Origin of the sequence: Haloglomus litoreum, assembly GCF_029338515.1 — an archaeon.
GTDB classification, from domain to species: domain Archaea; phylum Halobacteriota; class Halobacteria; order Halobacteriales; family Haloarculaceae; genus Haloglomus; species Haloglomus litoreum.
Genome location: NZ_CP119988.1, coordinates 3,510,060 through 3,523,855, shown reverse-complemented (window position 1 = coordinate 3,523,855; position 13,796 = coordinate 3,510,060). Strand labels below are relative to the sequence as shown.

The 13,796-nt window shown below is 68.0% G+C and carries 13 protein-coding genes; 12 read left to right on the top strand and 1 reads right to left on the bottom strand.

From position 1 onward, the window contains the following. Positions 1-32 precede the first annotated feature (32 nt). The 12 genes from ahaH (at position 33) to P2T62_RS17650 (ending at position 12,057) form a co-directional block, all read left to right on the top strand. Positions 33-365, top strand: coding sequence for an ATP synthase archaeal subunit H (ahaH, locus tag P2T62_RS17705; RefSeq protein WP_276258342.1), 333 nt, complete (start codon positions 33-35; stop codon positions 363-365). After that, complete coding sequence (locus P2T62_RS17700) at positions 352-2,619, top strand: V-type ATP synthase subunit I (protein ID WP_276258341.1); 2,268 nt, start codon at positions 352-354, stop codon at positions 2,617-2,619. Before ahaH ends, P2T62_RS17700 begins: the two co-directional genes overlap by 14 nt. Positions 2,620-2,942: 323 nt before the next feature. Next, positions 2,943-3,179, top strand: coding sequence for a hypothetical protein (locus P2T62_RS17695; protein ID WP_420028460.1), 237 nt, complete (start codon positions 2,943-2,945; stop codon positions 3,177-3,179). A gap of 22 nt (positions 3,180-3,201) precedes the next feature. After that, complete coding sequence (locus P2T62_RS17690; protein ID WP_276258339.1) at positions 3,202-3,786, top strand: V-type ATP synthase subunit E; 585 nt, start codon at positions 3,202-3,204, stop codon at positions 3,784-3,786. Beyond that, positions 3,783-4,841 carry a V-type ATP synthase subunit C gene (locus P2T62_RS17685; RefSeq protein ID WP_276258338.1) on the top strand — a complete coding sequence of 353 codons (1,059 nt, stop codon included), beginning with the start codon at positions 3,783-3,785 and terminating at the stop codon, positions 4,839-4,841. The genes P2T62_RS17690 and P2T62_RS17685 overlap by 4 nt, the downstream gene beginning before the upstream one ends. Then, a complete protein-coding gene (locus P2T62_RS17680) occupies positions 4,838-5,158 on the top strand; it encodes a V-type ATP synthase subunit F (RefSeq protein WP_276258337.1) in 321 nt (106 codons plus the stop codon). Before P2T62_RS17685 ends, P2T62_RS17680 begins: the two co-directional genes overlap by 4 nt. Positions 5,159-5,160: 2 nt before the next feature. Further along, positions 5,161-6,930: an ATP synthase subunit A gene (locus P2T62_RS17675; protein WP_276258336.1), complete on the top strand. Its 1,770-nt coding sequence runs from the start codon at positions 5,161-5,163 to the stop codon at positions 6,928-6,930. Between the two features lie 2 nt (positions 6,931-6,932). Then, positions 6,933-8,363, top strand: a complete 1,431-nt coding sequence (locus P2T62_RS17670; RefSeq protein WP_276258335.1) for an ATP synthase subunit B — start codon at positions 6,933-6,935, stop codon at positions 8,361-8,363. Between the two features lie 306 nt (positions 8,364-8,669). Then, a complete protein-coding gene (locus P2T62_RS17665; protein WP_276258334.1) occupies positions 8,670-10,097 on the top strand; it encodes a wax ester/triacylglycerol synthase family O-acyltransferase in 1,428 nt (475 codons plus the stop codon). Positions 10,098-10,210: 113 nt separating this feature from the next. After that, entirely contained in the window at positions 10,211-10,840 is a 630-nt protein-coding gene (locus P2T62_RS17660; protein ID WP_276258333.1) for a DUF7504 family protein, read from the top strand. Between the two features lie 54 nt (positions 10,841-10,894). Beyond that, positions 10,895-11,590 carry a V-type ATP synthase subunit D gene (locus P2T62_RS17655; RefSeq protein WP_276258332.1) on the top strand — a complete coding sequence of 232 codons (696 nt, stop codon included), beginning with the start codon at positions 10,895-10,897 and terminating at the stop codon, positions 11,588-11,590. A 59-nt stretch (positions 11,591-11,649) separates the two neighbouring features. Beyond that, on the top strand, positions 11,650-12,057 hold the full coding sequence (locus tag P2T62_RS17650) for a DUF6276 family protein (protein ID WP_276258331.1): 408 nt from the start codon (positions 11,650-11,652) through the stop codon (positions 12,055-12,057). A 212-nt stretch (positions 12,058-12,269) separates the two neighbouring features. On the opposite strand, the gene glnA is transcribed toward P2T62_RS17650, so the two are convergent. Further along, the gene (gene glnA, locus P2T62_RS17645; RefSeq protein ID WP_276258330.1) at positions 12,270-13,625 is read right to left on the bottom strand and encodes a type I glutamate--ammonia ligase; all 1,356 of its coding nucleotides are present in this window, start codon (positions 13,623-13,625) and stop codon (positions 12,270-12,272) included. Positions 13,626-13,796 lie beyond the last annotated feature (171 nt).

Genomic DNA, 13,796 nt, shown 5'->3' with positions numbered 1-13,796 from the left:
ATACGCCCTTTCCGAAGTCCCCACCGATAGACATGGCCAGGCCGGAAGTTCTCGACCGAGTCAAGGAGGCCGAGCGTGAGGCCGACGAGATCGTCGAAGAGGCGGAGGCCGACCGCGAGGAGCGGATCGACGAGGCCCGGTCGCGGGCCGAGGAGATCCGCGAGGAGGCTCGCGAAGCGGCACAGGATATGAAGGACGAACGCCTCGCCGAGGCACGCGAGGAGATCGAGGAGGAGCGCGAGGCCATCATCGCGGAGGGCGAGGCCGACCGCGAGAAGCTCCAGGCCCGCGCCCGCGAGCGCAAGGAGGAGGCCGTCGAACACGTGGTGGACCTGTTCGAGGAGGCGGTCGATGCTCAGACCTGAGAAGATGGGCCGGGTCTCGGTGACGGGATCCAAAGCAGTTCTCGACGACGTGGTCGAGACGGCCCACGACCTCAACCTGCTCCACCTCACGGACTACGACGGTGGCTGGGAGGGCTTCGAGCCCGGCTCCCCACAGCAGGGCGCCGACCGTGCCTCCGAGGCGCTGGTGACGGTCCGGTCGCTGGAGTCCATCCTCGGTGTCGACGAGTCCGACGCCGAGAGCCGCCCCGTCGATGCCGACGACCTGTACGCCGAGATCGAGGAGATCCGCGAGCAGGTCAACGCACAGGACGACCGGCGCGACGAACTCACCGACGAGCTCCGGAGCGTCGAGGAGGAGCTGGACTCGGTGCGCCCGTTCGTCGAGCTGGGCATCGACCTGGACCTGCTGGACGGCTACGACAACCTCTCGGTCGCCGTCGGCGAGGGCGACGAGGAGAGCGTGCGTGCGGCACTGGTCGAGCAGCCCGGCGTCGACAGCCACGAGACGTTCGCCGCCGACGAGAGCGACGTGCTCGCGGTGTTCGCCTACCCCGCTGTCGACATCACGGACGCCCTGGTGGGCGCGCAGTTCACGTCCTACGAGGTGCCCGACCTCGGCGAGGGCGGCGAGAGCATCAGTCCCGAGCAGTACGTCGACGAGCTGGAGGCCCGCAGGCGTGACCTCCAGGCCGACCTCGAGGAGGTCGAGGAACAGCTCGACCGCCTGCGCGAGGACTACGGCGGCTTCCTCCTCGCGGCCGAGGAGAAGCTCGCGGTCAAGGTCCAGAAGGCCGAGGCGCCGCTCTCCTTCGCGACGACGGAGAACGCCTTCGTCGCCGAGGGCTGGCTCCCGTACGACGAGTACGTCGACCTGGCCGAGGGCCTGCAGGACGCCGTCGGCGACCACGTCGACGTGGACCTGCTAGAGGTCGCCGACTACAACGAGGACGGCCACCCGACCGACTCCGAGGACGTGGCGGGCGGCGCGGCCGGCGGCGGCGTCGGCGAGCCCGCGGCCGCCGATGGAGGCGAGGTCGCGTCCGACGGCGGCCGCGACCTGGGTCGCATCGCGGAGGCCGACGTGGCGACCGACGGCGCGGGTGCGGACGTGGCGATGAGCCACTCCACGCCGCCGGTCATCCAGGACAACCCCGGCCCGGTGAAGCCGTTCGAGGCGCTGGTCGAGGTCATCAACCGGCCGAAGTACAGCGAGCTCGACCCGACGGTCATCCTGTTCCTGACGTTCCCCGTCTTCTACGGGTTCATGATCGGTGACCTCGGCTACGGTATCCTGTACATGCTGCTCGGCGGTGCGCTGATGACCCAGTTCGACTCGGACATCATCCGGTCGCTGGGCGGCGTCGGCGTCCTCGCGGGCTTCTTCACCGCGATATTCGGTGTGCTGTACGGCGAGTTCTTCGGGCTGCACCAGCTCGGCGAGATCGTCTGGGGCGGTAGCCCGCCCATCCACAAGGGGCTCATCCCCGAGTACAGCGACTACGCGCTCGGCTGGCTCGTCCTGAGCCTCATCGCCGGCGTCCTCCACCTGACCGTCGGGTGGATCTTCGACTTCTACGAGAACCTCTCGCACGGGTTCAAGGACGCGATGCTCGAATCCGGCTCCTGGCTGATGATGATGTTCGGCCTGTGGGCGTGGATCTTCGCCGGCGCCAGCGGGTCCGCCCCGGACCTCATCTACGGCGCCGACAGCGTCTTCAACGGCAACCCGTTCCCGCTCGGCTTCGCCGGCTTCTCGCCGACGGTCGGCCTCGCCGGGCTGGCGGTGTTCGGCCTCGGGCTCGTCCTGCTCGTCGCGGGTGAGCCCATCGAGGGCGTCGAGTTCCTCAACGTGCTCGTCAACGTCCTCTCGTACACGCGACTCGCGGCGGTCCTGCTCGCGAAGGCGGGGATGGCGTTCGTCGTCAACCTCCTGTTCTTCGGCGTCTGGGTCACCGAGACCGAGAGCGGCCCGGCGTGGCACTTCGGTATCGACCACTCGCCGGCCTACTACCTCGAACAGGGGACCTACCACGGCCACGAGGTCACGGAGGTCATGTTCGGCGGGCTCGTCCACGGCGGCATCGGCGCCGCGCTGGGCGGCATCGTCATCCTCGTCCTCGGGCACCTGCTGGTGCTCGCGCTCGGCGTGACGAGCGCCGGCCTGCAGGCCGTGCGTCTCGAGTACGTCGAGTTCTTCGGGAAGTTCTACGAGGGCGGCGGCGACGAGTACGAGCCGTTCGGCTACGAGACCCGGTTCGCCGGCGACGACTGACGGCGCCCGGCACGACTCGAGCCCCGTTTTCCGATTCCGATCCCGATTCCAGCGTTGATTGCTGGCTCGTTTTTCAAACCAACGGGTTCGGACGCAGTCCGTTTCCTTGATGTTCAATCGTGCTGTTTGCGGAGAAACGGGCGCGTTCGGGGTGTCAGGCGGCCGCCGCGTGGCGGTTCGGCGGGATTTCCTCCCGTGAGCCACGCTACCGTACACAAGCCAGTGGATGGGTTTGAGAAGTTTTATTGGCTGGCTGTCCGGATAGCCGCCTGTTCGGAAGCGACTACCCACGGAGGAACCTCACAACAATGCTGGAACTCATCATGGCGTTCGCGACGTTCGTACTGCAGAGCTCAGCGCCGGCCATCCCGCCGACCGCCGCAGCCGCCCTCGCCGTCGGGCTGGCCGCGTTCGGTGCCGGGTATGCCGAGCGTGGTATCGGTGCCGCCGCCGTCGGCGCTATCGCCGAGGACGACGACATGTTCGGTCGCGGGCTCATCCTCACGGTCCTGCCGGAGACGCTCGTGATCCTCGCGCTGGTCGTCATCTTCGTCGTCTAAACGCTCCCCCACTTTTCGATTCATGAGCCTTGATACGGTCGTAGAGGACATTCGAGACGAAGCGCGCACGCGCGCGGAGGAGATCCGCGCGGAGGGCGAGGAGCGAGCCGAGCAGATCGTCGCCGAGGCGGAGGCCGACGCCGAGGAGATCGAGGCCGACGCCGAGCAGGAGGTCGAGCGGACCATCGAACAGGAGCGCGAGCAGGCCCTCTCCAGCGCGAAGCTGGAGGCCAAGCAGGAGCGACTGGAGGCCCGTCGCGAACTGCTCCAGGACGTCCGCACGGACGTCGAGGAGGAGATCGCCGGGCTGGAGGGTGAGCGCCGCGAGGGGCTCACCCGGACCCTGCTGGAGGCCGCCGCACCCGAGTTCGAGGACGCCGACACCGTCCGCGTTCGTGGCCGGGAGTCGGACGCCGACCTGCTGGAGACGATCTGTGACGACCACGACGGCTTCGAGGTCGGCGACCCCGTCGACTGCCTCGGCGGCGTCGTGGTCGAGAGCGAGGGCTCGCGCGTCCGTGTGAACAATACGTTCGATTCGGTGCTCGACGAGGTCTGGGAGGACAACCTCCGGGCCATCTCCGAGCGCCTGTTCGAGGAGCGATGAGCACGCGAACCCAGGGCAGCTCGAACTACGAGTACGTCACCGCGCGGGTGCGGTCCCGGCGCGCCCGGCTCTTCGACGAGGACGACTACCGCAAGCTGACGCGGATGGGGACGGGCGAGATCGCCCGCTTCATGGAGGAGTCCGAGTACGAGGCGGAGATGAACGCGCTGGGGTCGCGACACAGCGGCGTCGACCTCATCGAGTACGCCCTCAACCGGAACCTGGCGAACAACTTCGACGACCTGCTTCGGTGGGCCGACGGGAAGCTGTACGACTACGTCGCCCGCTACCTCCGGAAGTTCGACGCCTGGAACGTCAAGACCAAGCTGCGTGGCATCTACTCGGATGCCGACCGCGCGTCGGTCGAGGACGACTTCATCCGGGCCGGCGAGTTCGGCGAGGAGCGACTGAATCGCCTGCTCGATGCCGGTTCGATGGAGGAGGCCATCGAGGCGACCCGCGGGACGATGTTCCACGGGCCGCTCGAGGCGGCGCTGGAGGTGTACGAGGAGCGCGGCGAGCTGGTGCCGCTGGAGAACGCCGTCGACCGCGCGTTCTACGGCCACCTGCTCGACGACCTCCCGGAGGAGCCGGGCCGCGCGACGGAGCTCTACATCGAGTTCCTCCGCGCGGAGATCGACTTCCGGAACCTGCGGAACGCGTTCCGGCTGGCCTACTCCGGCGCGGACATGGACCCGGCGGACTACTTCATCGACGGAGGCCGGCTGTTCGCCGAGGATGACCTCCGCCAGCTGGCGAAGAACCCCGACGAGCTCGCGGCCCGCGTCCGGGAGTCGCCGTACGGCGACGACCTGGACGAGGCGCTCGACGCGCTCGAAGCGGCCCAGAGCCTCATCGGGTTCGAGAACGCACTGGACGCGGCCCTGCTCGAGTACGCCGGCCAGCTCTCGAGCCGCTACCCGCTGTCGGTCTGCCCGGTGCTCGGCTACGTGCTCGCGAAGGAGCGCGAGATCGACAACATCCGCGCCATCGCGCGCGGTCGGGAGGCCGGCCTGAGCGAGGAGGAGATCAACGAGGAACTGGTGGTACTATGAGTCAGGAGATCGGCGTGGTCGGGAGTCCCGACTTCACGACGGGCTTCCGGCTCGCGGGCGTCCGGCGCTTCGCGAACGTGCCGGACGAACAGAAAGAGGAGGAACTCGACGAGGCGGTCACGGAGCTGTTCGAGGACGACGACGTCGGCATCGTCGTGATGCACGACGACGACCTCGACCACCTCTCGCGGACCGTCCGACGCAACGTCGAAACGAGTGTCGAGCCCGTGCTCGTGACGCTCGGCGGGGACTCCAGCGGCGGAGCCCTCCGCGAGCAGATCAAGCGCGCGATCGGCATCGACCTGATGGAGGATTAAACATGAGCCAAGCGACAGACACGGCCCCCGAATCGGACGGGGTCATCGACAGTGTAAGTGGCCCGGTCGTCGTGGCGACGGACCTGGACGCGCGGATGAACGACGTCGTCTACGTCGGCGACGAGGGCCTGATGGGTGAGGTCATCGAGATCGAGGGCAACCGGACTACCATCCAGGTGTACGAGGAGACGTCCGCCGTGGCCCCCGGCGAGCCGGTCGAGAACACCGGCGAGCCGCTCACGGTGGACCTCGGGCCGGGGATGCTGGACTCCATCTACGACGGCGTCCAGCGCCCCCTCGACGTCCTCGAGGAGCAGATGGGTGCCTTCCTCGACCGTGGGGTCGACGCGCCCGGTATCGACCTGGAGAAGGAGTGGACCTTCGAGCCGTCCGTCGAGGTCGGCGACGAGGTCACCCCCGGCGACATCCTCGGGACCGTCCAGGAGACGGTCCAGATCGAGCACAAGGTCCTGGTCCCGCCCGAGCGTGGTGACGAGGACAACTCCGGCGAGGTCGTCGAGGTCAACGGTGGCGAGCACACCGTCGACGAGACGGTCGTCGAACTCGACACCGGGACCGAGATCTCCATGCACCAGGAGTGGCCCGTCCGGGAGCCCCGGCCGAGCCAGGAGAAGGAGACGCCGACGACGCCGCTGGTCAGTGGCCAGCGCATCCTCGACGGCCTCTTCCCCATCGCGAAGGGTGGGACGGCCGCCATCCCGGGCCCGTTCGGCTCCGGGAAGACGGTCACCCAGCACCAGCTCGCGAAGTGGGCCGACGCGGACATCGTCGTCTACGTCGGCTGTGGCGAGCGTGGCAACGAGATGACGGAGGTCATCGAGGACTTCCCCGAGCTGGAGGACCCCATCACGGGCAACCCGCTCATGTCCCGGACCTGCCTCATCGCGAACACGTCGAACATGCCCGTCGCGGCGCGCGAGTCCTGCGTGTACACGGGTATCACCATCGCGGAGTACTACCGCGACATGGGGTACGACGTGGCGCTGATGGCCGACTCCACCTCCCGGTGGGCCGAGGCCATGCGCGAGATCTCCTCCCGACTGGAGGAGATGCCCGGTGAGGAGGGCTATCCGGCGTACCTGGCCGCCCGCCTCAGCGAGTTCTACGAGCGGGCCGGCAAGTTCCAGAACCTGAACGAGACGGAGGGCTCCATCTCGGTCATCGGCGCCGTGTCGCCGCCGGGCGGCGACTTCTCGGAGCCGGTCACCCAGAACACCCTGCGTATCGTGAAGACGTTCTGGGCGCTGGACGCCGACCTCGCGGAGCGTCGGCACTTCCCGTCCATCAACTGGAACGAGTCCTACTCGCTGTACCAGGACCAGCTCGACCCCTGGTTCACGGACAACGTCGACGAGGACTGGCCCGACCGCCGTCAGTGGGCCGTCGACACGCTCGACGAGGAGGACGAACTGCAGGAGATCGTCCAGCTCGTCGGGAAGGACGCGCTGCCGGAGGACCAGCAGCTCACGCTGGAGGTCGCACGCTACCTGCGTGAGGCCTACCTCCAGCAGAACGCCTTCCACGACGTCGACACCTACTGCGAACCGGAGAAGACGTTCCGGATGCTCGGTGCCATCAAGACGTTCAACGACGAGGCGTTCAAGGCGCTCGACGCCGGCGTCCCCATCGAGGAGATCATCGCCATCGACGGCGCGCCGCGCCTGAACCGGATGGGCGTCGCCGAGGACTACCACGAGTTCATCGACGAGGTCGAGGAACAGATCGAGACCGAACTGCGGGAGAAGTACTGACAATGCAGAAAGAGTACAAGACCATCACGGAGATCAGCGGCCCGCTGGTGTTCGCCGAGGTCGACGAGCCCGTCGGCTACGACGAGATCGTCGAGATCGAGACACCGAACGGGGAGGTCCGCCGCGGACAGGTCCTGGAGTCGACGAGCAAGTTCGTCGCCATCCAGGTGTTCGAGGGGACCTCTGGTATCGACAAGAACTCCTCGGTGCGGTTCCTGGGAGAGACGCTGAAGATGCCGCTCACGGAGGACCTGCTCGGCCGTGTGCTGAGCGGCTCCGGTGAGCCCATCGACGACGGCCCGGCCATCGAGCCGGAGGAGCGCCGGGAGATCGTCGGCGCCGCCATCAACCCGACCGCCCGCGAGTACCCCGAGGAGTTCATCCAGACCGGCGTCTCCGCCATCGACGGCATGAACACCCTCGTCCGCGGCCAGAAGCTCCCCATCTTCTCCGCGTCGGGCCTGCCCCACAACGAGCTGGCCCTGCAGGTCGCCCGCCAGGCGACCGTCCCGGAGGAGGCCGACGAGGAGGGTGGCGAGTCCGAGTTCGCCGTCATCTTCGGCGCCATGGGTATCACCCAGGAGGAGGCCAACGAGTTCATGGACGACTTCGAGCGCACCGGTGCGCTCGAGCGGTCGGTCGTCTTCATGAACCTCGCGGACGACCCCGCGGTCGAGCGGACGGTCACGCCGCGCCTGGCCCTGACGACCGCCGAGTACCTCGCCTTCGACAAGGGGTACCACGTGCTCGTCATCCTGACGGACATGACGAACTACTGCGAGGCGCTGCGCGAGATCGGTGCGGCCCGCGAGGAGGTGCCCGGTCGCCGTGGCTACCCCGGGTACATGTACACCGACCTCGCGACGCTGTACGAGCGCGCCGGCCGCCTCGAGGGTGTCGAGGGCTCTGTCACGCAGATCCCCATCCTCACGATGCCCGGCGACGACGACACGCACCCCATCCCGGACCTGACCGGCTACATCACGGAGGGGCAGATCTACGTCGACCGCGACCTCAACAGCCAGGGCATCAAGCCGCCCATCGACGTGCTGCCGAGCCTCTCGCGGCTGATGGACGACGGTATCGGCGAGGGGCTCACCCGCGAGGACCACGCCGACGTCTCCGACCAGATGTACGCCGCGTACGCCGAGGGTGAGGACCTGCGCGACCTCGTGAACATCGTCGGTCGCGAGGCACTGTCCGAGCGGGACAACCTCTACCTGGACTTCGCGGACCGCTTCGAGCAGGAGTTCGTCCAGCAGGGCTTCCGCACCGACCGCGACATCGACGAGACGCTCGACCTGGGCTGGGAGCTGCTCTCGATGTTCCCGAAGCCGGAGCTCAACCGGATCGACGAGGAGCTCATCGAGAAGTACTACCACGAGGACGTCGAGACCGAGGGCGGCGAGGAAGAGGAAGTCGCCGCCGACTGACGACCGTCGACGGGACGGTCCGCCTTCTCCCGTTCTGCGAGTCTCGCCTCGTTCGGTCGCAACAGCTCCGTCTCAAGTTCTCCCTCCCAAGCAGCGGTCCGGAGGCTGGACCCTCTCGACAGCCATCTGGATAATCGGACCGTTCTCTCGCTTCCGAGTGCGCGGACACCGTCCCGACCCAGGACGGGGAATCCCGCGTGCCGGCCCGCCACCGGTGGGTTTCATTTACCACCCATCCCTGTGTGGGGACCACATGACAGCGACGGGACCAGCGACGACGGCGCGGCACGGGGCGGGGTGGTGGGCGTGAGCGAGGACCCGCCGGACCGCGAGGTGCTCTCGGGGCCCGACAACAGCTGGCTCCGGATGGGTGACCGGACGAACCTGATGACCATCACGGGGATGCTCTACTTCGACGACCCCGTCTCGTACGGGGCGGTCCGCCAGCAACTGCAGGAGCGGCTGCTCCCGTTCAAGCGGTTCCGCCAGCGGGTGATCAACGAGGAGACGCCGTTCCGGCGGCCGACGTGGGTGCTCGACGAGCAGTTCGACATCGACTGCCACCTCCACCACGTCGCGCTGCCCGAGCCACAGGACAAGGCCGAGTTCCAGTCGTTCGTGGGCGACCTGCTGAGCCAGCCGGTCGACCACGACAAGCCGCTGTGGCAGGCCTACCTCGTCGAGGGTGCGGGCGACGGGAACGCGCTGGTGATGCGCATCCACCACGCGCTGGGCGACGGGTTCGCGATGATGTACGTCCTCCTGGGTCTGGCCGACGACCCGAGCGAGATCAACCTCCCCGTCGGGGGGGTCCCGGCCCCGCCGGACCACGCCGCCGACGGGGACGCCACGTCGCCGGGCGGGCCCTCGGACGCGGCGGGCGCGACCGACACGAGCGGCGGGTCCGACGACGGGCCGGGCGTCCTGGCGTCGCTCTCGAAGGCGCCGAGCCTCCTCGTGCGGGGCGCCCGCGCCGCGAAGATCGGCACCGAGTCGATGCTGCTCCCGGAGGAGCCCGACACCGCCGTCAGCGGCGAACTCGGGCTGAAGAAACGCGCCGCGTGGACCGAGCCCATCGACGTCGACCGGGCGAAGGCCGTGGGTCGCGAGTTCGACGGCACCATCAACGACGTGCTGCTGGCGACCACCACGGGCGCACTCCGGCGGTACCTGGAGGCCCACGACGGCGCCGTCGACCCCGACGCCGAGCACCGGACCGCCATCCCGGTCAACCTGAAGCCGCTCGACCGGCGCGACGAGCAGCTGGGCAACGCCTTCGGCCTCGGGTTCCTCCAGCTCCCGGTCGGCATCGACAGCGTCCAGGGTCGCATCGACGAGATCAGCAGCCGGACCGGTGCGCTCCGCCAGGGGACGCAGGCGTGGCTGATGCTGACCCTGCTGAAGACGGTCGGGAACCTGCCGATGCCGTTCCAGGACCTGGCGATGTGGCGGTTCCGAAACCGGGCCTCGTCGGTCATCACGAACGTCCCGGGACCGACGGAAACCTTCCATTTCGCCGGGGCGGAGGTGAGCGACATGATGTTCTGGGTGCCGACCTCCCAGGGTATCGGGCTCGGCATCAGCATCTACAGCTACGACGGCCACGTCCGGGTCGGTATCGCCTCGGACGCCGGGCTGATCGACGACCCGACGGAGCTGACGGAGGCGTTCGTCGACGAGTTCGAGGCCATCGCCGCGCAGGTGGGCGTCGACCCGGTTCCGGCCGACGACTGAGGCACGCCGACGGGCGGACCGCTGGCGTCGCGCCGGGGGTCCCGGTTCCCGCCCACGTCGGGACCGGGAGCACCGCAGCCTTGATTGCTCTCCGAGTCGCATCACCGCCTCGTATGCGCGAGCTCTCCGACCTGGCCGGGGTTCCGCCCGCGGTGTCGGGGGCCTCGGCCATCCTCCTTCGCTCGCCGGGGCTCCACGATGACCGGGAGAGCGCCTGCGCGAGCCTCTCGATGGCCGGCAACCCTGACGGGGTGGTCGCGGTCACCTACCGGGGCACCCCGGCGGAGTGGCTCGACCGGATGCAGGGGCACCGCGGGTCTCCCGGGACGGTCCAGGTCGTGACCGTCGGTGACGCGCTCGGCGGGTCGGCCGAGACGGACGCGCGGGTCCGTCCGGTGGAGAACCCCGACGACCTGACCGGGCTGGAGATCACCGTCACCGAGGCACTCTCCGCGCTGCCCGACGGCCCGGCGACGCTCTGCTTCGACTCGGTCACCGCCCTCCTGCAGTACGCGACGGTCGAGGAGGCGTACCGGCTGCTCCACCCGCTGGTCGAGCGGCTCCACACGCAGGGGGTCGTCGGCCACTTCCACGTGGACCCGGTCGCCCACGAGGAACAGCCGCTCACGGCACTCACGGGGCTGTTCGATGCCTCGGTCGAGCTGGGTGACGGTCCCATCGAGGTCCGGACGTCGGCCGGTATCGGCCCCGACGCCGGCGAGGAGGCCGAGGACGCGGTCTGAGGCGCCGCCACCCATCGTAAAGCGTTAAGCCGCTTCGCCCGGAAGCCCCCGGTAATGGCCAAGGACGTCAAGCCGACGCGGAAGAACCTCATGGCGATCGAGGAGCGCATCGAGCTCTCCGAGCGAGGCCACGACACACTCGAGAAGAAGCGTGACGGCCTCATCATGGAGTTCATGGACATCCTCGATCAGGCCCAGGACGTCCGCGATCAGATGGACGACCGCTACGAGCGGGCCCAGCGCGCCATCAACATGGCGCGCGCGATGGAGGGCGACGTCTCGGTGCGCGGTGCCGCGGCCGCGCTCAAGGAGCACCCGGAGATCACGACCCAGTCGAAGAACATCATGGGCGTTGTCGTCCCGCAGATCGAGTCCTCGAAGGTGAAGAAGTCCCTCGACGAGCGTGGCTACGGCGTCGTCGGTACCTCCGCGCGCATCGACGAGGCCGCGGAGGCCTACGAGGAGCTGCTGGAGACCATCATCCTCGCCGCCGAGGTCGAGACGGCGATGAAGAAGATGCTCACGGAGATCGAGACGACGAAGCGCCGCGTCAACGCGCTCGAGTTCACGCTCCTCCCGCAGCTCTACGAGAACCAGGAGTACATCGAGCAGAAGCTCGAGGAGCAGGAGCGCGAGGAGATCTTCCGCATGAAGAAGATCAAGGCCAAGAAGGAGGAGGAAGAGTCCGTCGCCCGCGCCGAGGAGGAGGCCGAATCCGAGGCCGAGGAACCGATCGCGGCCGACGACTGACCGCCGCTGGACGTCCGGCTACCCCTACTGGTTTTTACCCCCGCCCGTGAAGGGTGGATATGCGCTGTCCCGTCTGCAACGCGGCCGTCGTGACGTTCGACGTGCCCGAGGCGTACCGTGGCCACCTCCCGGCCGAGACCGAGCACGCTGGCCTCTGCTCGCGCTGTCTCCGGCTCCACCCCGCCGAGGAGGGGGGCGGTGACTTCGAGCAGCTCGGTGAGGAGTTCCCCCAGGACCCCGACGTGGCGGTCCCGATGGCCATCGCCATCGGACTGCTGGACTCGCTCGCCCTGAACCGCCAGGATATCGAGGCGCTCCTGGACGTGGTCATCGACGCCGGCGTCGACCCCATCCTCACGGTCGACCGCCTCCAGACCCAGGGCTCGACGGACCCGGCGGTCGACCTGAACCGCCGGATGGAGCAGCTCCAGCAGCTCATCAACGCGAACAGCGAGGAAGCCGCGTAGCGACGCAAGCAGCCGAACTATCTATCCGATGTGATATACGCCCGAGCGTAGCGAGGGCGTTTCCCCGCTCCGAGCGGCGAAGCCGCGAGGAGCGGTTTTTTGGTGTCTCGCCAGAGGCGAGACCTTGCCAGAGCGAAGCTCTGGCAGTGGCAGATCTTTTCGGTGAGTGGTTCGCGGGCGGAGCCCGCGAACCCGAACCGAAAAACGGTGCTCTAGAAGGTCTCCAGGTACCGGTCGATCTCCCACTCGGAGACGTCGACCAGGTAGTCCTGGAACTCGGCCGTTTTGGCCTCGACGAACTTCTCGCCGATGTGCGGGCCGAGCGCCGAGAGGATCTCCTCGTCCTCCTGAAGGGCGTCGACGGCCTCGCCGAGGTTGGTCGGGAGCGTCTCGATGCCGTACTCCTCGCGCTTTGCCTCGTCGAACTCGTAGATGTTCTCCCGGACCGGGTCGGGGCACTCGAGGCCACGCTCGATGCCGTCACAGCCGGCGTGGATGAGCGCGGCGAACGCGAGGTACGGGTTACAGGACGGGTCGGGGAAGCGTGCCTCGATGCGGGAGGCCGCCGGGACGCGTGCGGCGGGCTTGCGGATGAGCGCCGAGCGGTTCCGGTCGGACCACGCCACGTAGACCGGCGCCTCGTAGCCGGGGACGAGGCGCTTGTAGCTGTTGACCGTCGGGTTCGTGACCGCCGCGAGGGCGGGCGCGTGCTCGAGGATGCCGGCGGTGAACTGCTTTGCCGTCTCGCTCAGGTCGAACTCGTCGTCGCCGTCGTGGAACGCGTTCTCGCCGTCCTCCGTGAACAGCGAGATGTGGGTGTGCATGCCGGAGCCGTTGATGCGCGGGATGGGCTTGGGCATGAACGTCGCGTGGAGGTCGTGCTGGGCGGCGATGGCCCGGACGACCGTCCGGAAGGTCCCCACGTTGTCGGCCGTCGTCAGGGCGTCGTCGTACTCGAAGTTGATCTCGTGCTGACCCTGGGCGACCTCGTGGTGGGAGGCCTCGATGTCGAAGCCCATGTCCTCCAGGCCGTAGATGATGTCACGGCGGACGTCGGAGGCGAGGTCCTTCGGCGCGAGGTCGAAGTACCCACCGGCGTCGTTGGTCTTCGTCGTGGCGCGGCCGTCCTCGTCCTCCTCGAACAGGAAGAACTCGGGCTCGGGCGCGGCGTTGACCGTGTACCCCAGCTCCTCGGCGCGCTTGAGGGCCTGCTTCAGGACGTAGCGCGGGTCGCCCTCGAACGGCTCACCCGTCGACGTGTTGATGACGTCGCAGATGAGGCGCGCGGAGGCGTGCTCCTCGGTGTTCCGCCACGGGAGCACCGCGAACGTCTCCGGGTCCGGCTTGAGCCGCATGTCCGACTCCTGGATGCGGACGAACCCCTCGATGGAGGAGCCGTCGAAGTAGATGCCCTCGGTGAACGCCTTCTCGGCCTGGTCGGCCGGGACGGAGACGTTCTTGACCGTCCCCAGTATGTCCGTGAACTGGAGCCGGAGGAAGTCGACGTTCTTCTCCTCGATCTCCTCGATCACCCGTTCCGCCTCTGCAGAGAGGTTATCGTTCGTCATTTTCGTCGTCACCCGGTCTCAACACTCCCTTGGATAAAATACTGGCGCTCCTGGCGAGTTTCACTCCGGCGAACAAGAGGCAAAACCTGCTATTATTGGACGACTATGCATATCGTGTCGGGTATTCGACGGAGAACTGCTCGAAGTTCAACACCCCCCATCCGGTCTCCC

Excerpts from the sequence above, each read along its gene's own strand:
- P2T62_RS17655 (WP_276258332.1), top strand. The coding sequence starts at position 10,895 with ATGGCCAAGGACGTCAAGCCGACGCGGAAGAACCTCATGGCGATCGAG.
- glnA (WP_276258330.1), bottom strand. The coding sequence starts at position 13,625 with ATGACGAACGATAACCTCTCTGCAGAGGCGGAACGGGTGATCGAGGAG.
- ahaH (WP_276258342.1), top strand. The coding sequence starts at position 33 with ATGGCCAGGCCGGAAGTTCTCGACCGAGTCAAGGAGGCCGAGCGTGAG.
- P2T62_RS17680 (WP_276258337.1), top strand. The coding sequence starts at position 4,838 with ATGAGTCAGGAGATCGGCGTGGTCGGGAGTCCCGACTTCACGACGGGC.
- P2T62_RS17660 (WP_276258333.1), top strand. The coding sequence starts at position 10,211 with ATGCGCGAGCTCTCCGACCTGGCCGGGGTTCCGCCCGCGGTGTCGGGG.
- P2T62_RS17670 (WP_276258335.1), top strand. The coding sequence starts at position 6,933 with ATGCAGAAAGAGTACAAGACCATCACGGAGATCAGCGGCCCGCTGGTG.
- P2T62_RS17700 (WP_276258341.1), top strand. The coding sequence starts at position 352 with ATGCTCAGACCTGAGAAGATGGGCCGGGTCTCGGTGACGGGATCCAAA.
- P2T62_RS17675 (WP_276258336.1), top strand. The coding sequence starts at position 5,161 with ATGAGCCAAGCGACAGACACGGCCCCCGAATCGGACGGGGTCATCGAC.
- P2T62_RS17690 (WP_276258339.1), top strand. The coding sequence starts at position 3,202 with ATGAGCCTTGATACGGTCGTAGAGGACATTCGAGACGAAGCGCGCACG.
- P2T62_RS17695 (WP_420028460.1), top strand. The coding sequence starts at position 2,943 with ATGGCGTTCGCGACGTTCGTACTGCAGAGCTCAGCGCCGGCCATCCCG.
- P2T62_RS17650 (WP_276258331.1), top strand. The coding sequence starts at position 11,650 with ATGCGCTGTCCCGTCTGCAACGCGGCCGTCGTGACGTTCGACGTGCCC.
- P2T62_RS17685 (WP_276258338.1), top strand. The coding sequence starts at position 3,783 with ATGAGCACGCGAACCCAGGGCAGCTCGAACTACGAGTACGTCACCGCG.